At 72.1% G+C, this 25,308-nt stretch carries 19 protein-coding genes; 6 read left to right on the top strand and 13 right to left on the bottom strand.

Features of this window, described 5'->3' with window-relative positions:
* Window positions 1-106 precede the first annotated feature (106 nt).
* Together R9X44_RS33040 and R9X44_RS33035 are read right to left on the bottom strand one after the other, a co-directional pair.
* A complete protein-coding gene (locus R9X44_RS33040; protein ID WP_319818300.1) occupies window positions 107-2,530 on the bottom strand; it encodes a HelD family protein in 2,424 nt (807 codons plus the stop codon).
* A gap of 58 nt (window positions 2,531-2,588) precedes the next feature.
* Window positions 2,589-3,104, bottom strand: a complete 516-nt coding sequence (locus R9X44_RS33035; protein WP_319818299.1) for an SRPBCC family protein — start codon at window positions 3,102-3,104, stop codon at window positions 2,589-2,591.
* A 31-nt stretch (window positions 3,105-3,135) separates the two neighbouring features.
* Here R9X44_RS33035 and R9X44_RS33030 point away from each other — a divergent pair, with 31 nt between their 5' ends.
* Window positions 3,136-3,837, top strand: a complete 702-nt coding sequence (locus R9X44_RS33030; protein ID WP_319818298.1) for an HD domain-containing protein — start codon at window positions 3,136-3,138, stop codon at window positions 3,835-3,837.
* A gap of 165 nt (window positions 3,838-4,002) precedes the next feature.
* Here the strand turns inward: R9X44_RS33030 and R9X44_RS33025 are convergent, their stop codons facing one another.
* The gene (locus R9X44_RS33025) at window positions 4,003-4,860 is read right to left on the bottom strand and encodes a sulfotransferase (RefSeq protein ID WP_319818297.1); all 858 of its coding nucleotides are present in this window, start codon (window positions 4,858-4,860) and stop codon (window positions 4,003-4,005) included.
* Between the two features lie 111 nt (window positions 4,861-4,971).
* Window positions 4,972-6,492 carry an arylsulfatase gene (locus tag R9X44_RS33020; protein ID WP_319818296.1) on the bottom strand — a complete coding sequence of 507 codons (1,521 nt, stop codon included), beginning with the start codon at window positions 6,490-6,492 and terminating at the stop codon, window positions 4,972-4,974.
* Window positions 6,493-6,669: 177 nt separating this feature from the next.
* On the opposite strand from R9X44_RS33020, the gene R9X44_RS33015 reads away from it, so the two are divergent.
* Together R9X44_RS33015 and R9X44_RS33010 are read left to right on the top strand one after the other, a co-directional pair.
* On the top strand, window positions 6,670-7,635 hold the full coding sequence (locus tag R9X44_RS33015; protein WP_319818295.1) for a hypothetical protein: 966 nt from the start codon (window positions 6,670-6,672) through the stop codon (window positions 7,633-7,635).
* Entirely contained in the window at window positions 7,632-8,774 is a 1,143-nt protein-coding gene (locus R9X44_RS33010) for a DUF6716 putative glycosyltransferase (protein WP_319818294.1), read from the top strand. Before R9X44_RS33015 ends, R9X44_RS33010 begins: the two co-directional genes overlap by 4 nt.
* Here the strand turns inward: R9X44_RS33010 and R9X44_RS33005 are convergent.
* The 6 genes from R9X44_RS33005 to R9X44_RS32980 form a co-directional block, all read right to left on the bottom strand.
* Window positions 8,729-9,727: a glycosyltransferase family 2 protein gene (locus tag R9X44_RS33005; RefSeq protein ID WP_319818293.1), complete on the bottom strand. Its 999-nt coding sequence runs from the start codon at window positions 9,725-9,727 to the stop codon at window positions 8,729-8,731. The two genes, R9X44_RS33010 and R9X44_RS33005, sit on opposite strands and share 46 nt — an antisense overlap.
* A complete protein-coding gene (locus tag R9X44_RS33000) occupies window positions 9,684-10,652 on the bottom strand; it encodes a hypothetical protein (RefSeq protein WP_319818292.1) in 969 nt (322 codons plus the stop codon). The genes R9X44_RS33005 and R9X44_RS33000 overlap by 44 nt, the downstream gene beginning before the upstream one ends.
* 767 nt (window positions 10,653-11,419) lie before the next feature.
* Window positions 11,420-12,988, bottom strand: a complete 1,569-nt coding sequence (locus R9X44_RS32995) for an alpha-2,8-polysialyltransferase family protein (RefSeq protein ID WP_319818291.1) — start codon at window positions 12,986-12,988, stop codon at window positions 11,420-11,422.
* Complete coding sequence (locus R9X44_RS32990; protein WP_319818290.1) at window positions 12,985-13,944, bottom strand: glycosyltransferase family 2 protein; 960 nt, start codon at window positions 13,942-13,944, stop codon at window positions 12,985-12,987. The genes R9X44_RS32995 and R9X44_RS32990 overlap by 4 nt, the downstream gene beginning before the upstream one ends.
* Window positions 13,944-14,843: an N-acetylneuraminate synthase family protein gene (locus R9X44_RS32985; RefSeq protein WP_319818289.1), complete on the bottom strand. Its 900-nt coding sequence runs from the start codon at window positions 14,841-14,843 to the stop codon at window positions 13,944-13,946. The genes R9X44_RS32990 and R9X44_RS32985 overlap by 1 nt, the downstream gene beginning before the upstream one ends.
* A gap of 1 nt (window position 14,844) precedes the next feature.
* Entirely contained in the window at window positions 14,845-16,065 is a 1,221-nt protein-coding gene (locus R9X44_RS32980) for an acylneuraminate cytidylyltransferase (protein ID WP_319818288.1), read from the bottom strand.
* 239 nt (window positions 16,066-16,304) lie between these two features.
* Between R9X44_RS32980 and R9X44_RS32975 the strand changes: the two genes are divergently transcribed.
* The 3 genes from R9X44_RS32975 to R9X44_RS32965 all read left to right on the top strand — a co-directional run bounded on the left by R9X44_RS32975 (window position 16,305) and on the right by R9X44_RS32965 (window position 23,176).
* Window positions 16,305-18,158: a glycosyltransferase family 2 protein gene (locus R9X44_RS32975; RefSeq protein ID WP_319818287.1), complete on the top strand. Its 1,854-nt coding sequence runs from the start codon at window positions 16,305-16,307 to the stop codon at window positions 18,156-18,158.
* A gap of 48 nt (window positions 18,159-18,206) precedes the next feature.
* The gene (gene mptB / locus R9X44_RS32970) at window positions 18,207-19,688 is read left to right on the top strand and encodes a polyprenol phosphomannose-dependent alpha 1,6 mannosyltransferase MptB (protein WP_319818286.1); all 1,482 of its coding nucleotides are present in this window, start codon (window positions 18,207-18,209) and stop codon (window positions 19,686-19,688) included.
* Between the two features lie 125 nt (window positions 19,689-19,813).
* Complete coding sequence (locus R9X44_RS32965; protein ID WP_319818285.1) at window positions 19,814-23,176, top strand: bifunctional glycosyltransferase family 2 protein/CDP-glycerol:glycerophosphate glycerophosphotransferase; 3,363 nt, start codon at window positions 19,814-19,816, stop codon at window positions 23,174-23,176.
* A 137-nt stretch (window positions 23,177-23,313) separates the two neighbouring features.
* On the opposite strand, the gene R9X44_RS32960 is transcribed toward R9X44_RS32965, so the two are convergent.
* The 3 genes from R9X44_RS32960 to R9X44_RS32950 form a co-directional block, all read right to left on the bottom strand.
* Window positions 23,314-23,637 (bottom strand): hypothetical protein, encoded by a 324-nt coding sequence (locus tag R9X44_RS32960; protein ID WP_319818284.1) that lies wholly within the window; start codon window positions 23,635-23,637, stop codon window positions 23,314-23,316.
* Complete coding sequence (locus tag R9X44_RS32955) at window positions 23,634-23,822, bottom strand: hypothetical protein (protein WP_319818283.1); 189 nt, start codon at window positions 23,820-23,822, stop codon at window positions 23,634-23,636. The genes R9X44_RS32960 and R9X44_RS32955 overlap by 4 nt, the downstream gene beginning before the upstream one ends.
* A gap of 118 nt (window positions 23,823-23,940) precedes the next feature.
* Window positions 23,941-25,176, bottom strand: a complete 1,236-nt coding sequence (locus R9X44_RS32950; protein ID WP_319818282.1) for a helix-turn-helix transcriptional regulator — start codon at window positions 25,174-25,176, stop codon at window positions 23,941-23,943.
* Window positions 25,177-25,308: the final 132 nt, after the last annotated feature.

Raw genomic sequence — 25,308 nt, 5'->3', positions numbered from 1 at the left:
CAAACCCACGCCGGCGCCGGGCCTGGGGGCCGGCACGCCGGAGTGGGGAAATCGAAGGCCCGGAGCTGGCGAACTCCAGCGCCCTGAGGGCCGGGCTCGGAGGGTGTCAGGTGGTGGTCAGGAGGGCTTTCCAGGACTTGTCGGCGGTGACGACGGTGAGGCGTTGGGTGGCTCGGGAGACCGCGACGTAGAGGGTGCGCAGGCCCGTGGGGGTCTGGGTCGCGACCTCTTCGGGGGAGACGAGGACCGCGGCGTCGAACTCGAGGCCCTTGGCTTCGAGGACGTCGAGGGTCTGGACGCGGTCGGGGACGTCCCAGGTCTCTTTGGGCCAGCCGAGCGGGAGGATGACGCCGATGGTCCCCTCCACCTGGCCGAGGAGGTCCACGACGGCGTCGCGGGCGGCGTGCAGCAGGGTGGGCTGGTCCGCGGTGCTGTGGAGGTCGATGACGGCCCGGTGGCCGGTACGGCGGACCGCACGCGCGGGCTTGGCGTCGGGGACGGCCTTGGCGAGGACCCGCGTCGCCACATCGGCGATCTCGATGGAGTTGCGGTAGTTCGTGGTGAGTTCAAAGGCGTGGTGCGGACGGCGTGGCCGGGACGCCGCGCCGCCGCGGCGGTTCCGTCCGCCGCGCCGGCCCTGACCACCCCGGCCCGAGCCGGGCGTGGGGCCGCGTGACGGGGTCTCGGCGATGCCGAGGGCGGCGGCCATGGCCTGGCGTGATGCGTCGAGGTCCTCCCAGGCGGACTGGGCGGGGTCCTCCACGACGGTCCAGGTGGCCTGGCGGCCGCGTCGGCCGAGCATCCGCCACTGCATCGGTGAGAGGTCCTGTGCCTCGTCCACGACGACGTGGCCGAAGTCGGTGGCCTCCTCCGCCTCGTCGTCAACGCGGCGGGCCCGTTCGGTGCGCTCGATCGACGTGCTGAGCTCCCGGTACTCCGGCTCCCAGTCGGCGACCTCCTCGCCGGTGAGGATGTTGACGCCGTCGACCACATAGGGGTCGTCCTCGCGGACCCGGCCGGCCGCGCGCGGGGGACGGCCGAGGATCGCGTCGATCTCGTCAAGGAGCGCGACGTCCTGGTAGGAGAAGTCGTCCTCGCGGGCGAAGGACGCGGCGAGCCTGCCGACCTGGGCGGGCGAGAGGTCGCGGCCCGCCGCCGAGCGGAGCCTTTCCGGGTCGCCCAGCGCGCGGAGCACGTCGGACGGGGTGCGGATCGGCCACCAGGTGGTGAGGAAGTCGCCGAGCTGGTCGCGGGCGTTGGCGATGAACTCGCCGCGCTTGATGCCGGGGGCGTCGACCAGGCCGCCGATTTCCAGGAACCTGTCCCAGAGGGCGTCGAGGACGGTTTCCGCGACCTTGCGGCGCGCGGTGTTGACGCTGCCGGACACCCGCTGGTGGAGCTGGCGGCGGATCTTGTCCAGGCGCGGGCGGTCGAGCCTGACGACGACGCCCGCGTGCACGACCGTCAGGAGTTCGGGTGCGCCGGGCGGGTGGTCGGCGACGGCCCGCCGCATGATCCCTGCCATCGCGCCCGCGCCCTTGATCCGGGAGAGCTCGGGGGTGTCGTGCCGGGTGGCGACGACGCCCGGGACGAGGTCGCCGAGCGAGCGCAGCGCCGCGGAGCCCTCGCCGAGTGACGGCAGGACGCGTTCGATGTAGGCGGTGAACCGCTGGTTCGGGCCGACGATGAGGACGCCGCGCCCGCCGAACCTGCGGCGGTGGTGGAACAGCAGGTAGGCGACGCGGTGCAGGGCGACCGCGGTCTTGCCGGTGCCGGGGCCACCGCGCACGATGACGGTGCCGTCGGCGGGCGCGCGGATGACGACGTCCTGCTCGCGCTGGATCGTGGCGACGATGTCGCGCATCGCGCCTTCGCGGGTGCGGGCGAGCGACGCGAGGAACGCGCCGTCGCCGACGACGGTGAGGCCGTCGGCGAGTTCGGGCTGGAGGAGGTCGTCCTCGATGTCGATGACGCGGTGGCCGCGCGAGTGCAGCACCCTGCGGCGGATCACGCCGCGCGGGTCCTCGGGCGTCGCCCGGTAGAACGCCTCGGCGGCCGGTGCCCGCCAGTCCACCACGAGCGACTCGTGATCCCGCGTCCGCACCCCCACCCGCCCGACATACAGCGGCCCGTTCTCCCCGGCCCCCTTACCTTCCCCACCCTCTCCCGGGCTCCCCGCCGCGACGTCTTCCGCCGGGCCCTCGGTCTCGGCGGTCCCGGCCCCGTTGGAGGTCGCGGTCTTGGGGGTGGGGAGCAGGTCAAGGCGGCCGAAGACCAGGCCGTCGTCGGCGACGTTGAGTGCCTGGGCGCGGAGGGAAGCCTGGTAGACCATGGCGTCGCGGTCGACGAGGGAGCTGCGGGTTCCGGCCTGGGATTGGCGGAAGCCCTCGCGGAGCATGTGCTCGGCCTCGGTGCGCATCTCGTCAAGCCGGACGTAGGCGGCGTCGACGCGGGACTGCTCGGCGGATATCTCCGCGTCCTTGACCTGTCCCGCGACAGGTCCGCTGGCCGGACTACCCGCTTCGCTCATATGTACTAAGGCTCCTGGTGTGTGCCGGGGAGTGCCCCGGTCGGCGAACCAAGAAAGTTTACGTGGTCGGCGGAAGCCCGGGTTCGAGGGCCGACCTGATGCCGGCGAGGGTGGCGCGCATGCCCGCGCGGTTGAGCGCGGCGCGGCGGGCGGGCGGGGTGCCGGTGAACAGACGGCCGAGCAGGGAGACGAGACCCGCCGTGCGGGTGCCGCGACGGAGGTCGTGCCAGTACTCGGTGAGGCGGGTGCCCTCGCCGACGGGTTCGAGGCGGTAGCCCCACAGCGCGACGTCCATGCCGAAGGACGTGACGCGGAACGCGAAGACCTTCTCGGGGTCGTGGACGGTGACCTCGCAGTTCGTGAACCAGACGAACGGGCCACGCCGGTTGAACCCGACGAACCTGCTGAACTCCTCGACGGGCTCGTCGCGCACCCACACCCGGAACAGCTCAGGCGACCATCTGACGATCTGGCGCGGATCGGACACCAGCGTCCACACCTCGTGCGGCGGCGCGTCGACGAGCACGCTCTCCTCGGCGACCCATTCCCGTTCCGGCGCTGTCTCGGCTCCCATGCGCCGATCCTCCCGCACTACGGTGGTCCCCGTGAACTCCGACCCCGTGAACTCCGGCCCCGCGAACCAAGGTCCGGCGAACCAAGGTCCCGCCGACCCGGGCCGGGCGGCGACCCCGGGCGACGACGGTCCGCAGGGCGGCGCGCGGCGGGTCCCCGGTTCGTGGGCTTCCTGGCGCACCGCGGAACCCGAACTGGCGACGCTGCTCGACCCGGCGGGGCTCGAGCTCGTCAAGAAGGCGGCCGACGCGGCCGCGCGCTGGCACGGCGAGCAGCTCAGGCCGACGGGTGAGCCCTACACGGTCCACCTGTTCGAGGCCCTCGAGGTGATCGCGGTGGGCGCGGGCGAGCACGATCCCGAGGTCCTGGCGGCGACCCTGCTGCACGACGTGGTCGAGGACACCCCGGCGACGCTCACCGAGGTGGAGGCGGAGTTCGGGCCCGTCGTCGCCGAGTACGTCGACTGGGTGACGAAGCCGCCGGCCGCCTCCAAGCGGGACAAGCGCGCCGGAAAGGTCGCCTACCTGCGCCGCCTGCGCGACGCCCCGGCCCCGGTCGTCGCGATCAAGCTCGCCGACCGCGCGAGCAACGTCGCGACCCTGCACCGCATGCCCGCCGACTTCCAGCGCCGCTACCACGCCGAGACCGTCACCTACCTGCTCCCGCTCGCCGAGGGCCACCCCTTCTTCGAACCCTGGTACCGCGCCTGGAGCGTCACTTACCGTCCCGTATAGCTGGTTTCCAGGCCAGCCGGGGCCACGGCCTCGTGCCTTAGTCCGCAGAGTGATCGGGCGCGCCGTCGTCTGGACCGGAGGACTTGTGAGCCGCTAGGCGAGCAAGTCCGGAGGGAAGACGGCGGCTTGAGGCGCCCGATCACCGCCCGGACGGAGTCCGGGCAATTAGTCGAGGTATCCCCACGTCTTGACGATGTCCAGGAGCTTGGGGTCGATCGTCTCGGCGGTGGGGAGGGGGCGGGCGGCCTGGACCTTGCCGGACTTGATGTTGGCGCTCCAGTCGCCGAAGACCGGCTTGATGGGGCCGTGGTCCTGCGCGCCGTAGTCGAGCATCGCGGCCTCCCAGGGCAGGCCGAGGTACTCGCAGATCCGCTTGGTCTCCCGCTCGGGGTCGGCGGTGAGGTCCTCGTACCTGACGGTGACGCCGTCGAGGTGCTGGCGGGCCTCCTCGACGCCGGAGACGTAGTTGTACGTCTCCTGGACGACGCCGTCGAGGTCGGCGCCCTTGCGGCGGTTCATGACCGACTCGACCACCGACTGCGGGTGGCGGAGCAGGAAGATGTACCTGGCCTTGGGCCACGCGCTGTTGATGCGCCGCCAGATCAGGGCGTTCGCCGGGGTCTTGTCGACGATCACGCTCGCCTGGCTGCGCTCCATCTCGTGGTGCAGAATCCGGTCCCACAGCAGGTGTTCGAGTTCCTTGCGGGTGAGGCCGAGGGCGCCCATGACGTCGTCGGAGAACTCACGGCTCGGCTCGACCTTGAGGGTGCGGAGGTGGAGTTCGTGGGGGGCGCGGATCTGGGAGTGGCTGTTGAGGATCACCCGCAGCAGCGTCGATCCGGATCTCTGGGAGGACAGGACGAAGACCGGCGAAGGAACCAGGCGCTTGGCTCCGCTGCGGCGGGAGGGGATCTCCACGCGCCGCTTGGGCTTGACGCCCGGCGGCCGGAGCGCCTCTGCGAGGTGTTCGGTACGGCGTCGGATGGCCCGCTTGACTGCGGTGCTGCGCTGTGCTTCCTGCATCCCTCATGTCCCGGGTCGTTGGGTGGCTCGCAGGAGACGATAGCGACGAACCATACCAATCTGGACTATTGTTGCTGAATATTAACTGAGAAACAGGCAACCTCGAGCCCATTATGGGGCTCGCCAGGACTGCCGGATGTAGCGAACCCCACGGTTGACGATGGCGGGGTGGCTCTTGGCGAGGTTTTTCTTCTCGCCCGGGTCCTTGTTGAGGTCGTACAGCTCATACGTCCAGCGGCCGTTCGGGGTCGAGTACTCGCGCCCGGGGGCCCAGCCGATCAGCTTCCAGTCGCCGAAGCGGACCGCCGCCGAGCACTGCTTGCCGCGCCCGCGCTCCAGCGACCTGTGGGTCTTGGTGGAGCCCGCGTGCAGCCGCAGCCAGTACAGGTACTCGTGCTTGGGCGCGCCGCCCGAGCCGTTGAAGACCTTGCGCAGGGAGTACCCGTCGTTCTTGGGGGACTTGGCTCCGGCGTAGTCGGCCATGGTCGCCATGAGGTCATAGTGCGCGGTCGGGTGCGTGGTGCGCTTGCGGACGGTCTTGCGCAGCAGCTTCGGCGACCAGACGATGAACGGGACGCGGACGCCGCCCTCGTACAGGTTGCGCTTGATCCCCTTGAACGGGCCGCCCGCGTTGAAGAAGGCCGGCTCGACGCCGTTCTCCTCGTGCGCGCCGTTGTCGCCGGTGAAGATCACGATGGTGTTGTCGTCAAGGCCGTTGCGCTTGAGGGTGTCCACGAGCAGGCCGACGTAGGCGTCAAGGCGGGTGATCTGGGCGGCGTGGGTCTTGTTGGCCGGGTTCCACGGCTTGCCGCCGTACCCGCCGAGGTCGCTGATCACCGACGGGGCGTGCGGCAACGGGAGGGTGAGCATCAGCAGGAACGGGTCCTGCTTGTTGCGGTCGATGAACTCAAGCGCCCGGTCCATGACGAGGTCGGGGCCGTAGAGCGCGCCGTAGTCGTCGAAGTTGCCCGGCAGGTTCACCCGGTTGCGGTTGTCCCACAGGAAGCGCGGATAGTAGCTCTTGGCGGCGTGGTGGGTCATGTACCCGAAGAACTCGCCGAAGCCGCGCGCGTTGGGGTGGCTGCCCTCGTCGCCCGAGTTGCGGCCGAACCCCCACTTGCCGAACATGCCGGTCTTGTAGCCGACGGACTGGAGCACGTCGCCGATGGTCCGGGTGCCCGCCGGGAGCGGCAGTTCGCCCTCCTTGGGCGGGTTGCGCCGGACGGGGTTGTGGCCCGCGTGCAGGCCCGTCAGCAGGGAGGCGCGCGACGGCGCGCAGACGGGCGCGGGGGCGTAGGCGTCGGTGAAGCGCAGGCCCTCGTTGGCGAGCTGGTCGATGCGCGGGGTGCGGATCTTGGTCTGGCCGTACGCGCCGATCTGGCCCCAGCCGAGGTCGTCGGCGAGGATCACCACGAAGTTGGGCTTGCCGGCGTTCGGTCCGCGCTGCGCGACGTCGCCCATCGGCTCGACCTCGACGAGGCTGCCGTGCGGGGAGCTGGGGGGCTGGTCGCCGGCCGACAGCCGCTCCTTGGGCGCGGCGGCGCCGTCTCCTTGGGACGGCCAGACCGCGTACGCGGCCGAGCCGGCGGCCAGAACGCCCGCGCCGAGCAGGAAGCGACGCCTGTCAGTCAAGGGAAAGCTCCTGGGGGAGTGAGGGGGACCGGAGGCAGCTTAGCGAGATCAGCGGTCGTAAAGATTGTTAATCGCTCCCGACAGCTCATGTTGGTTGTCCGTTCATGTGCGTCTGCGAAGGTTCTGGTGACGCAGAGTCACATTGTGACGGAACCTCACCCGTATTGATAGGTGACCATGACGGATCTGGCGTGGGTCGAGTCACCGCTGCAGTTGCTGTCGGTGCTTGAGGCGCGGCACGCGGGGGTGCTCGGCCCCGTGGTGCTGCGGGTGCGCGCGGGCTCGTCCGCCCTCGCCGCGACCGCGGCGGAGGCGGTCCGGCTCGGGACGCCCCCCGGAACGGTACTGGAAGACGCCTCGCGGGCGACGTCGGGACGCGCCGCGTGGGCGCTGGGCGACGCGTTCTCCGGCCAGGCGCAGACCGCGCTGCTCGCCGGGCGCGCGCCGGGCCGGGTCGTGCTCGTGGACGACGGGCTGGCGACGCTGCACCTGCTCGGGCTGCTGTCCGGGCCGTGGCGGCAGCCGCTGGTCAGGGCGCGCGCGCAGGCCGGGTTCGGGCGGCGCGTCCTCGGCTCGCTGGCCGGGGCGCGGCTCAGGTCCCTCGCGCAGGCCGGGAGGGTGACGGTGTTCACTGCGCTGCCGGTACCGTCGGCGCTGCTGGCGCGGGCGCGGCGGGTCGGGGTGTCGGTGGTCTCGCACGACTTCCCGTATCTGCGGTCGCTGCCCGCCGATCCGCCGCCGCCGGAACGGCTTGTGATGCTGGGCACGTCGCTGGTCGCGAACGGGCTCATCGACCGTGGCGAGTACCTGCGCTGGCTCGGCGGGAAGGCCGCGGTGGAGCCGTTCGTCTACCACCCGCACCGCCGCGAGTGCCCGCAGGTGCTCGACGTGCTGCGCGCCGACCCCCGGGTGCGGGTGCACGACTCGGGCCTTCCGGTCGAACTCAGCCTGCGCGGGCTGACGTCGTGGCACCGGGTGGTCAGCCTGCCCTCGACGGCGCTGTCGTCGCTGCGCGTCCTGCTGGGCGGTGAGGGACCCGTCATCGAGGGGGTGACGGTGCCGCAGGGGTGGTGGACCGAGCGCGCGGACGCGTCGCTGCGCACCCACCTCAGCCTCTTCACGGTCGGACCGGAGTTCGCTTGAGGATTCTCGCCGTCGCCGACTCCGACTCCTATCTGAAGTGGGGGGCCGCGCTGCTGCGCGGTCTGCCGGGTGAGCACCGGCTTGTTGTGGTGCGGTCGCCGATCACGCCGTCGGAGCAGCAGCGGGCCGACGCCGTCAGCGGGACGGGGCATGAGGTTCCGCCCGTGGTGTCCGCGCGCGGGTTCCGGGCGCTGCTGCGCTCGTTCGACCCGGACGCGGTGCTGCTCGCCTGCACCGGGCCCGTGGTGCGGGCGCTCGCGCCGTTCGTGTCGCGGGACCGGCGGCGGGTCCTGGTGACGGGCCTGCCGGGGATCTCGGTGCCCGCGACCCGGCGCGCCTGGAAGCTGCGCGCCTCGGCCGACCTCTTCGTCGTGCACAGCGCGCGTGAGGTCGAGGAGTTCGCCGAGATCGGCCGCTCGCTCGGCCTGCCGGGGCGGGTGGTGCGGGCGTCGCTGCCGTTCCTCGACGGGCTGCCGGAGGCGGGCGCGGCCGACCGCGTCGTCTTCGCTACCCAGGCGAAGGTGCCTCGGGAGCGCTCTGAGCGCGAGGGGGTGCTCCATGCGCTGGCGGCGCTGGCGCTGAGCAGGCCCGATCTGAAGGTCGTGGTGAAGCTGCGCGCGCTGCCCGGCGAGGAGCAGACGCACCGGGAGCTGCTGCACTACGCCGAGCTGTGGCGCGAGCTTCCCTATGAGCAGGGGCTGCTGGAGTTCGACGCGGGGCCGATGCGGGCGCAGCTGGCGTCGGCGGCCGGGTTCGCGACGGTCAGCTCGACGGCCGCGCTCGAGGCGATCGCGGCGGGCGTGCCGCTGCTCGTGCTGGCGGACTTCGGGGTGTCGGCCGAGATGATCAATCTGGTGTTCGAGGACAGCGGGGTGCTCGGCTCGCTCGACGAGCTCGCGCGCGGCAGGTTCAAGAAGCCCGAGCCGCGCTGGTGCCGGGCGAACTACTTCCACCCGCCGTCGGAGAACGACTGGGCCGACGCGCTTGACGAGCTCGTCGCGTCCGCCGCGAGCCTGCCTCCGCCCAGGGCGGAAGGGGGCCGGGCGCGTGCGCGGCTGCGCGCCCGCGCGCGGGTCGAGCTGCCGCCGACCGCCTACCGCGCGCTCAAGGGGGCGCGCCGCGCGCTGCGCGGCGGCTGAACCGTCAGGCCCGCGAGGTCTTCGAGCAGGGTCCTGCGTTCGGGGTCGGAGCCGCGCAGGATCGAGGCGAGGACGTCGGGGGGGAAGGCGCGCAGGGTGGTGGCGGCCCTTGCCCGTTGGGCGGAGCGGAGCCGGGGCGTCAGCCTTGCCTCGGCGTTGATCTGCCGCGCCATGATCGCGCAGTAGTTGCGGATGGCCTTGTAGTGCAGTTCGGGGGGCTCGTCGGCGGCGTCGAGGTCGGCGAGGACGCTGTCGAAGGCGTCGAAGTAGTGGAGTTGACGGGCGTCGCCCACGCGGGTGAGGGCGGTGGGGGCCTCGCGGCGGTAGAAGACGCCGCTCAGCCTGACGACGGCGAAGGCGTCGGCGTTGCGGTACAGCCGCCAGAACCAGGGGCGGTCCTCGGCGGTGTGCAGGCGCTCGTCGAACTCCAGGAGCGGGCCGAGCGCGCGGCGGTAGATCCCGGCCCAGGTGAAGGGGTAGTCGACCATCGACTTGTCGTGCTGCGGCAGGATTCCGCCGCGCGCGGGCAGGCGCTCGCCGAGGCGCGCCTCGGGCGGGACGCGCGGGACCCGCCGGACGCCGCGCGCCTCGATGTGGTCGGTCATGACGAAGTCGCAGCGCAGCGTCTCGATCGCGGTGACGAGATCGGCGAGATGGCCGGGCCTGATCCAGTCGTCGCCGTCGAGGAAGGTGACGTACTCGCCGGACGCCTCGGCGAGCCCGGCGTTGCGCGCGGCGGACGGGCCGCCCGGCTCGGGACGGGTGATGACGCGCAGGCCCGGGACGCGGGCGCGGCGCAGGAGGTCGCCGGTGGCGTCGCTTGAGGCGTCGTCCACGACGAGGAACTCGAAGCCCGGCGCGGCGTTGGCGGCGAGGGCCGAGATGAGGTCGGGGACGTAGCGCGCGACGTCACGGACCGGGCTGATCACCGACAGGACGTGCGTGGTTCGCATGGCGGGGGTGCGCTCCGAGGTGCAGGGCGCGGCGCAGCCGGTGCGTCGCGCCGGGGACGGGCAGGCCGAGCGCCGCGAGCCCGGACGCGGGGAAGTACCGGGCTGCGGCGTCGGCCCCGGACAGGTACGCGACGGCGGCGGCCCTGAGTTCGGGGAGCTGGCCGGGCCGCAGCGTGTAGGCGAGGGCGTCGAGGAGCGGCTGGAGGTCGGCGGGCGGGCGGGGACGGACGAGGCGGCCGGTGCGGGTGAGGCGCGGGAGGGTGAGGTCGGCGAGGGTCGCCGCGACGCGCTCGGCGGTGGGAATGAGGGTTCTTGCGCCGAATGTCGCGACGGGGACGCCGGTTCTGGCGAGTGCGGCGAGGGTCGGCGAGGTGTGGCCGACGGCGAGGGCGGGCCGCGCGGCCCACGGGTCGGCGGGCTCGACGGTGAGGCGCAGCCGCCGCGCCTCGCGCAGGACCGACCCGGGAACGCTCTCGCCCGCGCAGCGCACGAGGGTGTGGCCGCGCGCGGCGATCGCGCGGACCGCGCCCGCGAGCAGCGCCTGTTCCGCGTCGGCCGGCAGGATTCCGCGCGCCGCCAGGTCCTCGGGGATGAGGAGCGCGCCTTCGGCGGGGCCGTCCGGGGGGCCGAGCAGGCCGCGCAGCGCCCCTGCCGGCACGGGCGTCGAGGTGAGCCCGTTCTCGCGCAGCAGCAGCGGGGACGCGCCCGGAACGAGGTCGAGGTGCAGGAGGTCGGTGATCCGGGAGCCGACGCCGTCGGGCGGTCGGACGGCGGTCGGCCCGTAGGCCCCGAGCCCCGCCGCGCACACGGTGATCCGCGCCGCCCCGAGAATCGCCCCCACCGACGCCAACACGGCCGGATCGTCAACGACGAGCCGCACCGGCCCGCCCAACCCCCACCGCAGGGTCAGCCACCGCTCGAGCACCGGCAGATCCTGCGCCCGCGGCACCCACTCAAACGGCCCGACCCCCCCGAATTCCCCACCCCACTCCAACACCTCCCCGAACCTCCCCGCGACGCCCGCACCCGGCGGCCCCACACTCACCAACACCCGCCGCCCCACCCCGGCCAGCAACCCCGCATCCAACGCGCCCGCGAACACCGCACCCCCCACCCGCGTAACCCCCACACAAACCAACACCCCCTCACCCCCAAAACCCCTTGCGCGCAGCCCGGCTTCGCCGGGCCGCGCGCGATGTGTCCCCCTACGCCCATCGGCCCCGCCTCCCTCAGCCCGCCCGGCTGCGCCCGCGGCGAGGGTTCCCGAGGCCCCGCCTCCCTCAGCCCGCCCGGCTGCGCCCGCCGTGAGGGTTGCCGAGGCTCCGCCTCGCCCAGCCCGCCCGGCTGCGCCTGCGGTGAGGGTTCCCGAGGCTCCGCCTCGCTCAGCCTGCGCGCCGCGCCCGGCTGCGCCTGCGGCGAGGGTTCCTGAGGCTCCGCCTCCCCCAGCCCGCCCGGCTGTGCCCGGGGTGAGGGTTCCTGAGGCTCTGCCTTTACCGAGATGTGCGTGCCGCAGGCTGCGCTCGGCGGTGTCTGCGGCGAGGGTTGTCGAGGCCCCGGCTTCGGCGGGCTGGGTGGGGCTGTGCATGTTGGTGCGGGCTTTGGTGGTGTGCGCGCGGTGCGGGCTGTGCTCGGGGGTGCGTGCGGGGTGGGCTCCTGTGGATTCGGCTTCGGGGGGGTGGGTGGGCATGGGGGTTAGTCCCGGAGGCGGTCTACTTGGCGCAGGGCGGCTGTGGCCAGGCGTCTGCGGCGGCTGGTGCGGGGGAGGGCCGCGGTGACCAGGGGGTGGTCGCTGGAAGGGAGGCCGCCGGGGAGGGCCAGGGAGGTAAGGCGGCGGCGTTTGAAGTAGCGCTGGGTGGGTTGCCAGTGGTCGTTGAGGAAGTGGACGGCTTGGGCGCGTAGGTCGGGGCGGGTGGCTGCCTGCATCGCGTAGGCGACCGCTGCGAGCAGGGGTTCGAGGGCCGGGCCGGGCTTGGGCTGGGCCGGGCGTGCTGTCCCGGGCTGGGGCGGGTGTGCCGTTAGGGCCGGGCGTGCCGCCTCGCCTGGGCGTGCCGCCTCGGCTGGGCGTGCTGTCTCGCCCGGGCGTGCCGCCTCGGCTGGGCGTGCTGTCTCGCCCGGGCGTGCCGCCTCGGCTGGGGAGGCTGCGTTGGCCGGGAGGGCTGCGTTGGGGGGGAAGGTGGGGTTGGTTAGGGAACCGTCGGCGCTCAGGGCGGGGACGGTGGCGTCGACGATCGTTACGGGGACGCGGTTGCTGTTCTCGTAGGGCGTGAGCCGGTCGAGAAGGGCCGCGGCGCCGACCGTCGCCGCCGGCACGCCGTAGTAGCGCGCGGCGGTGATCTGGGCCGTGGAGAAACAGCCGACGATCAGTGCGGGCCGTACCGCCGCGCACCAAGCCTCGGCCGGTACGGGTTGGTCGACGACCACGAGCCGCGCGCCGAGCCGCCGGGCCTCGTCCGCCAGGCGTTCTGTCGCCCTGACCGGGCTGGCCGGATGGGGCTTGAAGAGCACGGTCGAGAACCCACGGGCCACGACTCCACGCAGCATCGCCACATGAAGGTCATCTTCCTCCTGCGCGGTCAGGATTTCCAGAGCGGCCAGGTACTGACCGACGACCAGTGGCGTCCCTTCGGGGATTCCGCCGCCGTCCGGGGCGGTCAGCGCGGGCCTGACGGCGTCGGTGAGCTCGTCGAGGACCTTGCGGAAGGCCGCGTCCGGGATGGTCGTGGACGGCACCCCGTACTCGCGCAGCAGTTGCGGGGTGAGCCCGGGGACGAGGTCGAGGTGCAGGAGCCGGTCGATCCGGCTGCCGACGCCCGGGGGCAGCGCGCTGCGGGTCGGCCCGTACGACATGAGCCCGTCGGAGTAGACGGTGATCGGCGCGTCGAAGAACAGCGCGCACAGGGTCCGCGCGGGCGCGACCGCGACGGACTCCACGACGAGTTCGACGTCATGCCCGGCGAGCCCCCACCGGTCGCGCAGCCACCGCTCATAAAGCGGAAGTTCTTCTTCGCGCGGCTGCCATCCCGACGGGTGCAGCGGCGCGATCTCGGCGTTCCAGTCGATGAGCGCGTCGAACCTGCGGCCCAGCGTCTCCCAGCCGGGCTGCGCGGTGAGCCCCGGCGTCAGCTCGGGGATCGCCGCGTTGTTGCTGACGACCAGGACGCGCCTGGCCTTCCCGTCGCCGAGCAGGCCGGCGTCGAGCGCGGCGGCGAGGGTGAGGGCCCCGAACGGGGTCGAGGCCAGAAAGATTTGCGTAGCGCTCAAGCGTCGATGCCCAACAGGTCGGCGAACAGGTCACGGCGGTCCGCGCCGAGCCCGGGGAGGGCCTCGGCGAGTGCGTCGGAGGGGAATCCCTCGACGGTCCGGCGGGCGCGGCGGCGCAGCTCCCTGCGCAGGGGAGGGGTGAGCCTGTCGCGCTCGGCGAGGTGGTGGGCGATCAGCGCGCAGTAGGTGCGGACGGCCTTGCGGCGCAGCTTCTCGGCCTCGGGGTCGGTCTCCAGTTCGGAGAGGACGAGGTCGAACGCGTCGAAGAAGTGGAGTTGCCGCGCGTCGCCGATCTGGGTCAGCGACCCGGAGACGGCGCGCCGGTAGAACACGCCGGCCAGGGAGGCGACGGCGTAGCTCGCCGCCTCCCTGTGCAGCCGCCAGATCCACGGCCGGTCTTCGGCGGTGTGCAGCACGTCGTGGAAGCGCAGGAGGTCGCCGAGCGAGCGCCGGTAGACGCCCGCCCACGCGTACGGGTAGTCGACCATCGACCTGTCGTGGACGGGCAGGATCGCCGCCCTCGGGTCGAGGACCTTGCCCCGGCGGCCCATGGGCGCGCGGTGCAGCACGTGCCGCCGCCCGGTGACCTGCACGTGGTCGACCCTGACGAAGTCGCAGCCGAGCCCGTCGATCGCGTCGGCGAGCGCGGTGAAGTAGCCGGGCGCCACCCAGTCGTCGCCGTCGAGGAACGTGACGAACTCGCCGCGGGCGGCGTCAAGGCCGGTGTTGCGCGCCCCGCTCAGCCCGAGCGGCGACGGGTTGGTGAGCACGGTGAGGCCCGGCACCCCGGACTCGGCGAGGAGCCGGGGCGTGTCGTCGCGCGAGCCGTCGTCCACGGCGAGGAACTCGATGTCCGGCGCGGTGTTGCGGCGCAGGGTCAGCAGCAGGTCCCCGACGTAGGTCTGGACGTCGCGCATCGGGATGACGACCGACAGGCGCGGTGCGGCCGCCGCCATCAGGCGGTGGTGCGGCGCAGCCGCTCGCGCGGCTCGGCCTCGCCGGGGAACACCCGCTTGACGCCGTCGCCGAGCGCGGTCTCGATCACGCGGATGTCGCGGACGAGGTGCTGCAGCCCGGTCGGTTCGAGGGAGGCGGCGTGGTCGGAGCCCCACATGGTGCGGTCCAACGTGATGTGCCGTTCGATCGCGCACGCGCCGAGGGTGACGGCGGCGAGGCTGATCTGGAGGCCGCGCTCGTGTCCTGAGTAGCCCACCGGCACACCGTAGCGGTCACGCAGCGTGGCGATCGTGCGGAGGTTGGCCTCTTCGGCGGGCAGCGGGTACGTGGACGTGGCGTGCAGGATGACCAGGTTCTCCGTGCCGAGAATGCCGACTGCCTCGTCGATTTCGGCGAGTTCCGACATTCCGGTCGAGAGGATCACCGGCTTGCCCGTCGCGGCGAGGGCGCGCAGCAGCTCACGGTCCGTGATCGACGCCGACGCGACCTTGTGCGTGACGACGTCGTACTCCTCGAGGAACTCCACCGAGGGCACGTCCCACGGGGAGGCGAACCACTGGAGACCGCGCTCGCCGCAGTACTTGGCGATGGCGGCGTACTCGTCGTGGCCGAACTCGACCCGGTGCTTGTACTCCAGGTAGGTCATCTCGCCCCACGGGGTGGCGCGGATCTTGGACTGCTGGTCGAGCGGGACGCAGATCTCCGGCGTCCGCTTCTGGAACTTGACGGCGTCGCATCCCGCGTTCGCGGCGACGTCGATGAGCTGGCGGCAGATCCCCATGTCGCCGTTGTGGTTGATGCCGATCTCGCCGATGACGTAGACGGGCGCGCCGTCGCCGACGGGCCTGCCGCCGATCTCGACGGATGTGCCGGCCTGTGCGGTGTCGCTGGAAGCCATGTCAGTCCTCGCTCTGTGAAGTCTTGGTGTGGGATGCCCGGTTTGTCCGTTGGGCGACGACGAGGTCGCAGATCTCGCGGACCGCGCCCGCGCCGCCCGGACGGGTCAGCACGAGCCGGGCCGCCGCGATGACGTCCGGGTGCGCGTCGGGGACCGCGACGGGCCAGCCGACGAGCGCGAGGCAGCCGAGGTCGTTGACGTCGTTGCCGACATAGGCCACGCGGGCGGGGTCGAGCCCCTCGTCGCGCAGCCACCTGTCGAGGGCCGCGGCCTTGTCGGCGATCCCGTGCAGGACGGGCACGCGCAGCTTGGCGGCGCGGGCCGCGACGACGGGGTTGGTCTCGGTCGAAAGGATCAGGAGCGGCACGCCGGCCTTGCGCAGCAGGGAGACCCCCATCCCGTCCTCGCGTGAGACGGTGACGGTCTCGCCGCCGTCCTGGCCGACGCCGGCCCGGTCGTCGGTGTGCACGCCGTCGAAGTCGGTGACGACGGCGTCGACGTCGAGCGGTTCGGTGATCCCGGAAAGCGGCGCGAGCGCGCGGGCGACGGCGAGGTCTTCGACCGAGTCGATCTCCACGGCGTGCGCGCGCGGGACGGGCTGGGCGGCGATCCTGCCGAAGAACCTGTGCCCGTGCTCGAGCAGGCCGGTGGTCCGCATCACGTAGAACGCCCCGGTTTCCCGGTAGTGGGCGGCCCGGTCCTGGCGGCGCGGCCGGAACGCGGCGCTGTGGCCCACTCCGGCCAGGCCGTCGGGGCCCTCGGCCCACTGGAACTCGTGGCAGGCGAGCGCGGCGAAGACCGTGTCGGCGGTCCCGTCGAGGACGCGGGTGATCGCGGCGTCGAGGTCGGCCGGGTCGAGGAACGGCGAGGTGCACTGGAGCAGGACCGTCGCCTCCGGCGGCGCGGGCAGCGTCGCGATCGCGTGCAGGACCGCGGATTCCGACGACGCGGTGTCGCCGGACAGCTCGTCGGGCCGGTCCACGACCCGCGCGCCCGCGGCCCGCGCGGCCTCGGCGATCGCGCGGTCGTCGGTGGAGACGAGCACCGCGCCGACGGTCTGGGCCGCCCGCGCCGCCCGTACCGTCCTGACGATCAGGGGCACGCCGCCGACCTTGGCGAGGTTCTTCCCGGGAAGTCCCTTCGATCCGCCCCGCGCCGGGATCACGCAGACGGCGCGGCCGTCGGGGCCTGCCGGGTCGTGGGGTCCGCTGTGGGTTCGCACACATCTTCCTCGTGGTCGCCGCCCGGTGGTCGGGCAGAGGACTCCGAAGCTAGGAGGCCGATGTGACGCGCTGTGAGCGGTGAGATGAACGAGGCGAGACCGAGGTGTGGACAGTGAGACGTCAGGTGCGTACTTTATGTTCACCTTAACGCGACATGATCGTTTAGGCGGAGTTGCCGCGACAAGGGTCCAGGGTCCGGCTAGTGTGCATGTGCTCCCGTTGTGACAGGAAATCTCGCGTGCCCCACCCCAAAGTCAGTGTCATCGTCCCGGTCTACAACTGCCGGAACAGCCTCGAACGCTGCGTCGGATCGGTGCTCGCTCAGACCCTGAGCGATCTCGAACTGATCTGCGTCGACGACGGTTCCACCGACGGCAGCCTCGAGCTGCTGCGGAAGGTCGAAGACCCGAGGATGACCGTCCTCGCCCAGCCGAACTCCGGCGGGCCCGGCGCCCCGCGCAACGCGGGCCTCGACCGGGCGACCGGAGAGTTCGTCATGTTCGTGGACGCCGACGACTGGCTCGGGCCGCGCGCCCTCGAGCTGATGGTCGCCATGGCCGAGGACAACGACACCGACATCGTGATCGGCAAGTACGTCGGCGTCGGCCGCAAGGTGCCCGTCAGGCTGTTCCGGCAGACCGTCGCCCGCACGACGATCTACGACGACAGGCCCGACCTGTACGCCACGCTCGCGCCGCTCAAGCTGTTCCGGCGCGGCCTGATCGGCGACACGCGCTTCCCCGAGGGGCTGAAGTCCCACGAGGACCAGGAGTTCACCGCCCTGGCCTACTTCAAGGCCAAGGCGGTCAGCGTCCTGGCCGACTACGACGCCTACTTCTGGGTCGAGCGCGAGGACGGCTCGAGCGTCATGCAGCAGGGCGGCGCGCCGGACGAGGCGTTCTTCCCGGTGATCGGCAGGGTGATGCGGCTCGTCGAGGCGCACACCGAGCCGGGCAACGCGCGCAACCGGATGCTGCGGCGGCACTTCCGCGAGGAGGTCATGTCACGGTTCGGCCGCGCCTACCTTGACGCGTCCGCCGAGAGCCGCGCGCTCACCGAGGCGTTCGCCCGCGACCTGATGGAACGGCACCTCACCCCGGAGATCACCGCGGCGAGCGCCCCGTTCTTCCGGCAGCTCGCGCACTGCCTGCTGCACGGACGCGCGGACCTGCTGCCCGAGATCGTGGCGTTCCGGACTGCGGCGGACGCCGACGAGGTCGTCGTCCCGCTCAAGGTCGTGGCCGGGCGGGTCTACCAGGACACCCCGGGCTTCGGGGACCTTCCCGACGCCTGCTTCGACGTCTCCGACCGTGTGCCGTTCCGGGTCGCGCTGACCAGGGCCGAGTGGGAGGGCTCCGCGCTCGTCCTGGAAGGCGACGTCGAGCTTCCCGGGGGTGTGCCGACCGACTTTTCCGTCGTGGTGCGCGACCGGGGCGACGAGCCCGTCGAGTACCCGTTCGCGGTGGCGTCGGAGCAGCCGTTCCGGGTGGTCATGGACTTCGCCGAGACGACGCTCGCCAAGGGGCGCTGGGACGTCGTGGTGAAGGCGTCGCTGGACGGGGTGCCGCTGGCGGCGCGGCCGTCGCTGGGTGATCTTGAGGTGCCGGGTGATCGGTATGTGCCGGTCTCCGATGGCAAGCCCGTCGTGCGGGGGCATGTCACGGATTACGGGAACCTGAGCGTTGACGCCGGATGGCAGTCCAAGACGCCCGAGTGGCCCGCGTCGGCGAAGGTCGTCGGCGGGGCGCTCGAGGTGGCCGGGTCGCTGCCCGCGTCGACGCCGGTCAAGATCGTCGCGCGGCTGCGCGGCACCGAGGAGGTCGTGGAGACGCCCGCGCTGTTCGCCCATGACGCGTTCACCGCGACGCTGCCGCTCAAGCGGATGCGCGACGGGGTCTGGCAGATCGAGTTCGAGGTCGGCGGCATGCGCGGCGGGTTCCTGCCCGACGCCCTGGCGTCCGGCCGGGTCGGCCTGCGCCGCACCGCGCGGCCCTACCGGACCAGCGGCGGCCGGATCGCCGCCACGCTGGCCCCCGCGCCGCCGGTGCTGCCGAGGCTGCTCGCCAAGGCGGGCCTGCGCGGCAAACCCTGACCCATGCGCGGGATCGGGTCCTTCCCGCGCCGGAATACCCTTGGCGGCATGTCCGTGAGATCCCGTCGAGCCGGGATGGCCGGGACCGTCGCCATCGTCGTCTCGGTGGGGCTCGGACTGGTCGCCTGCCTGCTCGGGCCGTCGAACACCGTGCCCGTCAGCGGGGGCGGCTGGTCGCTTGAGGCCGATCCGAGCGCCGCGCTGATCGTCGCGCTGACGTTCGGCATGGTCGGGTCCGGCACGCTCGGGGTCTGCCTCGGGCTGCTCGCCGTCCGGTGGGGGTGGCGGCCCCCGGTCAGGATGCTCCTGTACGGCGGTGTGGCGGCCGCTGCGGCCCTCGCGCTGGCTCCGGTCGGCGGTTCCACCGATGTGCAGAGCTATGCCCTGTACGGGCGGATGCTCCTGCTCGGTCATGATCCGTATCAGACTGTTCCGCAGCTGCTGATCGATCTGCGCGATCCCGTCGCGGCTTACGCGCCGCAGGCATGGCGGCAGACGCCGTCGGTGTACGGGCCCGTCTCGAACTGGCTGTTCGCCGGGGCGGCGGCGCTCGGCGGGACCTCGATGTTCGCGATCGTCTCGCTGCTCAAGGTCGCCGCGTTCGGCGCGTTCGCGCTGGTCGCGGTGCTGCTGCACCGGATGGCCGACGACCACGCGGCCAAGGTCAGGGCGCACCTGCTGTGGACCTGCAACCCGCTGATGCTGTGGGCCTGCGCGGCAGGCGCGCACAACGACGTGTTCGGCGCGGCCTTCATGGTGGCGGCGTTCGCCGTCTTCTTCCGTGCCTCCGACACCCCGGCGTGGGCGGCCGGGATGTACGCGGGCGCGCTGATCGGGCTGGCCGGGGGCGTCAAGGCCCCGTTCTTCCTCGCCGGGGTGGGCCTGGCGTGGGTCGCGCGCCGGTCGTGGCCGACCCTGCTCGGGCTGCTCGGCGGGGTCGTCGCGACGGGGCTCGGCGCCTACCTGGCGGCCGGGCCGAGGGCGTTCGAGATCCTGCTTGACAAGTCGCAGGACGCCTCGCCGACGAACCCGTGGCGCTACCTGCCGCGCTGGGGGATCGAGGCCACCCACGGGCAGATGAACCAGCTCGGCTACCTCGCCTCGGCGGTGATCGTCGCGGCGCTGCTGTGGCGGCTGACGCCCGCGGCGACCCGGCAGGGCCAGGCCGCGCGGTTCGCGTTCGCGGTCTGCGCGGCGGTGCTCATCGCCTCACCCGTGCAGCACCCCTGGTACGACCCGCTGATCTTCCCGCTGCTCGCCCTCGCCCCCCGCACCCGGATCGACGGCCTCATCCAGATCCGCCTCGCCGTCGGCTCCCTCGGTTTTCTGCCCGGCGTGCCGCAGTTCCGGGGCGATCCATGGCCCGACCCGATGCCGTTCGTGCGCGACCCGGTGAACAACTGGTGGACGTCCGCGGCCCTCGGGCTGATCATGGCGATCGTCGTGATCATGGTGCTGCTGCCGGAGCGGCGCGCCAGAAAATCGGACTCCCCATCGGAAACGGGAGTTCTGGTCGCCTCACGACGGTGATCGCCGTTCCACACGGTGGGATGTTCACGCGCGGGGAATAGGACACGGCGTACACTCCGCTGACCGCAGAACGACGGCAATTCGCACGACACGTGAACTGTCACCTAAATATGTGAGAACTCCTGATGATCAGTGTCATCGTGCTCGTCTCGGGCGACGAGCACTCGGGCGAGAGCCTGGAGTCGCTGGCCGGGCAGACGCACACCGACTTCGAGGCGATCGTCGTCCACGACGGCCCCCTCACGGTGGATCTGCCCGACGAGCGCTTCCGCGCGCTGCCGGGGTCGGGACTGAGCCGGGGAGCCGCGCGCGAGGTGGGCGTGCGCGCGGCCAAGGGGGAGTTCCTGTTCTTCGTCGACTCGGGGGACCGGACCCCCGCCGACGCGCTGGAACTCCTGCACACCGCGCTCGCGGGGTCCCGCTCGGACTTCGCCGCGGGGAACGTCGCCCTGATCACCGAGTCCGGGGGCGTGTGGCGCTCCTGGCTGCACAAGGGCCCCTTCGCCTCCCGCAAGCGCGCTACCACCCTCGCCAAGAGCCCCGGCCTGCGCGCCGACAGGATCGCGACCGCGAAGCTGTTCCGCCGCTCCTTCTGGGACGCCGCCGGACTGCGCTTCCCCGAGACCGACCGGCTCCCCGACCTCCCGGTGGCCGTGAGCGCCTACCAGCTCGCCTCGGCGATCGAGATCGTCCCCGACTTCACCGTCGAGCGGCGCGCGCCGCTCCAGCCGCCGCCCTCCACCGACCCCGCCGACGCCGCCGAGGCGTTCGCCGCCGTCGCCGCGATCCGCGGCAGGCTCGAGGGCCGCTGGAAGCCGAAGCTGCGCCGCTCGCTCGAACGGTCCCTGCTCGACCGCGAACTGCGCGCCTTCCTCGACGCACTCCCCGACGCCGACCCCGCGGCACGTGCCAGGACCGTCGAGCTGGCCGCCGAGTTCGTCGAGACGATCGAGCCGCGAGTGCTCCAGGAGCTCGGCGCGCTCAGCAGGCTCAAGTGGCATCTCGCGTCGCGGCGGCTGGTGACCGAGTTGGTGAAGGTCGTCCGCTACGAGCGGGGCGGGGCGAACCCGTCGATCGTGCGGGACGGGCTGCGCCGCTACGTCGTCTACCCCTATTGGAAGGACGACGCGCTCGGCGTCCCCGCCAAGGTCTACCTCGCGGGCCCTGAGGTGCGGATGCGCGGGCGGGTCGAGGAGATCTCCTGGAAGGACGGGAAACTCGCCGTCTCCGGGCAGGCCGACATCGCCTCGGTGTCGATGCGGCGGCGCTGGGCGTCCGCGAAGGGCGTCACGCTGCGGCAGGGCAGGCGGCGGATTCGGCTGCGGGCGCGGCAGTCGCAGCGGCGCAAGGCGTGGCGGGGGATCGAGTTCACCGTCGACCCCGCGAAGCTGCGCAGGCGCGGCGGCTGGAAGGACGGCGTCTGGCAGGTGCACGCCTGGGTGTTCGCCGACGGGCTGCTGCGGTCCGGGCCGTTGAAGTCGGGGTCCACCGGGTCCGGGCTTTACCCGCCTTACGGGTACGTCGCGGATGATGTCCGGATCGTTCCGGAGATGGTGGACAAGCGGCTGCGGCTGCGGGTCGAGACCGTCAGGGTGAAGGTCACCGGGCTGCGGTGGGACGGCGACGCGCTCGAGGTCACCGGGGTCGCGCCCGCGCCGGGGAAGAAGGCCGCTAAGAAGGGCGGGCGGCTCACGCTCGTGCGCGGCGACCAGACCGCGGCGTTCGACGTCACGGCCGGGGGGTCGGGCGGGTTCACCGCGCGGATCGCGCTCGCCGACCTGCCCGATGTGCGGCCTGACGAGACCAAGCTGGACGACACAGTCGCGTGGCAGTTCCACGTGGACGGGGTCCGGGCGGTGCTGGCCGAGGACGTCGAGCCGGAGCAGCGGCTGTGGGGGGAGCGTGAGGCGATCGCCGGGCGCAATGCCTCGGGATATGCGCAGCTCAGTGTCCGGACTGCCCGGTATGTGGTGGAGACTGCCGAGCTTGACGGCGAGGGTGTGCTGACCCTGCGGGGTGCGCATCCGGTGCATCGGGACGGGACGGTCGTGCTGCGGTCGCGTGGGCGCAAGCTCGACCTCTCCTTCCCGATGACGCGCGGCGAGACCGTCGTGCCGCTCACCCGGATCAAGTCGCTCGCGGGCACTTTGCCGTTGCGGGCGGGGCGATGGGATGTCCTGTTCCGGCATGGGGAGGGCAGGCCGCTCGCCGTCCGGCTCGTTGACGAGGCGGCGCTTCCCGAACCCGTCGAGGTCGAGTACCGGCAGTACTCGGTGGAGAGCCAGGGGGGACGGGTCGTCCTCGAGGTCGGGAGCAACATCCGGGCCGAGGAGCAGGGGGCGGCGACGCGGATGCGTCAGGAGGCCAGGTTGAAGGTGAAGGAAGAGGGGCTGCGCGACGCCGTCCTGTTCTCCTGCTTCAACGGGCGGCAGTACTCCGACAGCACCAAGGCCATCCACGAGGAGCTGGTCCGCAGGGGCAGCACCCTCGAGCAGCTGTGGGTGGTCGGCGACGCGCAGGTCGAGCTGCCGCCGACGGCCAAGGCCGTCCGGCTGAACGGGCGTGACTGGCACGAGGCCGTGCACTCGTCGCGGTACATCGTCACCAACCACCGGATCGGCGACTGGTTCCGACGGCACCCCGACCAGACCGTCCTGCAGACGTGGCACGGCACCCCGCTGAAGAAGGTGGGCCGTGACGTCAAGGAGGTCCACTTCGCGTACGCGCCCGGCATGCAGAAGGCGCACGCGGCGACCGTCGGCGAGGTGAAGCTGCCGGAGTGGACGCACCTCGTGTCGCCCAACCCGTTCAGCACCAAGATCCTCAGCCGGGCGTTCAAGTACGAGGGCGAGATCATCGAGGCCGGCTACCCGCGCAACGACGTCCTGTACTCCCCGGACGCCGACGCCATCGCCGCCTCCGTCCGGGAACGGCTGGAGATCCCCGAAGGCAAGAAGGTCGTCCTGTACGCGCCGACCTGGCGTGACGACCAGTTCTACGGCGCGGGCCGCTACAAGGCCGACTGGAACATCGACCTCGACCTCTTCGGCCGGGAACTCGGCGACGACCACGTGCTCGTCGCCCGGCTCCACCCGAACGTGGTCGACGGCGCACCCGACGCCCCCTTCGTCCGCGACGCGTCCCTGTACCCCGACATCGCCGAGCTCTACCTCGCCGCCGACGTCCTGGTCAGCGACTACAGCTCGGTCATGTTCGACTTCGCCAACCTCCGCCGCCCCATGCTCTTCTACACCTACGACCTCGCCCACTACCGCGACAAACTCCGCGGCTTCTACTTCGACTTCGAAACCGAATCCCCCGGCCCCCTCCTGGAAACCACCCAATCCCTCATCGACGCCCTCAAGAACCTCGACGAAGTAGCCGCCAAATACCAATCCCCCTACGAAGCCTTCCACACCCGCTTCTGCTCCCTGGAAGACGGCCACGCCGCCTCCCGAGTAGTAGACCAGCTCTTCGGCAAGCCATAACCCCAAGGACGGGGACACCGAACACCCCCGCCCTTACCCGGCGCAGCCGATCCGCCGCCAGATGATCCCGACGACGTCCGGCAGCCGCTCGGCCGTGCCGACCAGATCGTCGGTCTCGATCCCCAGCGCCTTCCCGCTCACGGCGCTTGCTTGGGGGGCGAGGCGGCCGGGCAGCAGGGGAGGCGGTCGCGGAGGTGGGTGCGGGCCGCCTCGACCGTGCAGGGGGAGCCCATGGACAGGTGGATCTCGGTGAGGGCCTGGGCGGCCAACTCGGAGGCGAGCGCGCGACGGGTGGGTTCCATGAGCGTGGGGGACATGCCGACGGTCTTCTGGGCGTCGGTGAGGTCGCAGCGGGTCGCCATCCACGAGCCGCCTCCCGCCCGCCACAGCCGCCACTCCGTGTAACGGCCTTGCAGCGTGGCCAGTTCGGCGGCTTCCTCGTCCGTCTGCGCATAGGTCATCGCACAACCTCCCTGAGGAGTTCAGCGAGGGCCCGGATGGTGTCGGCGCGCAGTTCATGGTCGTCGGTGAGGCGGCGGGCGATCCAGTCGCCGTGGCCTTGGCGGCCGAGCTCGCGCCAGATCTCCCAGGCGTGCCCGTACTCGGCCATGAGGAGTTCCGCCGTGCTCGGGCGGGCGCTGACCATCTCGGACCCCCGAATGAGTGGGTTGCCCGAGACGGTACGGAGAGTTACGGTGAGGTGACAGCTGTGGGGCGTGGTCTTTTCAGGTTGAACGCGGCGGAAGGGGCATGGAGCGTGACCTTCAGTCCTCGACGTTCATGAACTCGGCGAGGTCGCGCAGTTCGGTGGTGAGCGTGCGGGCCCTCGTCGCGAGCAGGGCGCGGGTGACGTCTCGGCCGTACTGCTGGTACTGGAGCCACTCGCCGTGGTCGCGGCGCAGGCCGGTGAGGATCTCGGTGGCCTCGTCGCTGTTGCCCGTCCGCAGGTGGGCGCTCGCGAGATCGAGGCGGTGCCGGTTCAGCGTCGTGTTGTTGACGTCGTCGGCGCTCCGCGCGATCGACGCGGCGATGGCCAGGGCGCGGTCGGGTTGCCCGCCGAGCAGTTCGACCTCGGTGCCCATCATCGCGACGTTGACCGGCCCGAACGCCTGGTGGCCCGGCATGTCCTTGTGCTGGCGGCCTAGCGCGTTCCCGGCGGCGGTCGCCATGCGCTGGTAGTCGCGGGCCTCGGTGAACCGGTTGTTCCTGGCGGCGGCCGCCGCGGCCCGGGTGAGCAGCTTGCCCCACCCGAACAGGTCACGTGCCGTGGCCCGCGACAACCGCGGCTCGATCTCGTCGGACGTGTCCGCGCACAGGCGCTCCACCTCGCCGAACCTGCCCTGCCGCATCATCGCCCATGCCTGCGAGGAGACCGCGGCGGCGGCGAGCGGCATGTCGCCGACGGCGAGCGCGTCACGCAGCGACTGGTGCAGCGCCATCAGCGCGAGGTCGTGACAGCGCACCTGGATCAGGTAGCGGCCGGCGAGCTGGGTGATGTCCGCGCGCAGCCGCAGGGCCTGTTCACGCTCGTGGCCGGGGTCGTCGTACACGTCGACGTGGTGGTGGGCCGATCGGACCAGGGACGGGATGAGCTCGGCGAGGTCGTCGTACCGGTCCGCGTGGTAGGCCGTCGCCACGCTCGCGATCGTCAGCCGCAGGCGCGCGAGGTCGGGCGAGTCGTCGTCGGCGGTGCCGTACAGCGGGCGGCCGCTGAGCGCGACGGGCGGAATGATCGCTGCGCGCATGTCGGCGAGGATCGCCTCGTCGTGCACGCCCTCGACGGGCCTCGGCGACGCCGGGGACACGAACCAGACGGTCTCCACCCCAAGCGCGCGGGCGAGCGCGTGGTACGTCTCCATCCGCGCCGACCCGCCCCGCTCGATCTTCTTGACGACCCCCAGCGAAAGCCCCGCCGCCTCGGCGAGCCGTTCCTGACTGAGCCCCCTCCGCCGCCGCAGCGCCCTCAGCCGGTCCCCGACGTCAGTGGTGCCGTCCCGCATAGCCCCGCCCCTTCCCGTGCCGTCCCGACACCTCCCACGGTAGGCGCGCGACTCCCCTTCCGCAGCGCCAACGCAACGACTACTCCCACACCAGGAAGATGTGGCCGTTTGGGGTGGTTTGTCTGCTGGGTG

This window comes from Actinocorallia sp. A-T 12471 (assembly GCF_033875155.1).
Lineage (GTDB): Bacteria > Actinomycetota > Actinomycetes > Streptosporangiales > Streptosporangiaceae > Actinocorallia.
This window is presented reverse-complemented; position numbering and strand designations above follow the sequence as displayed.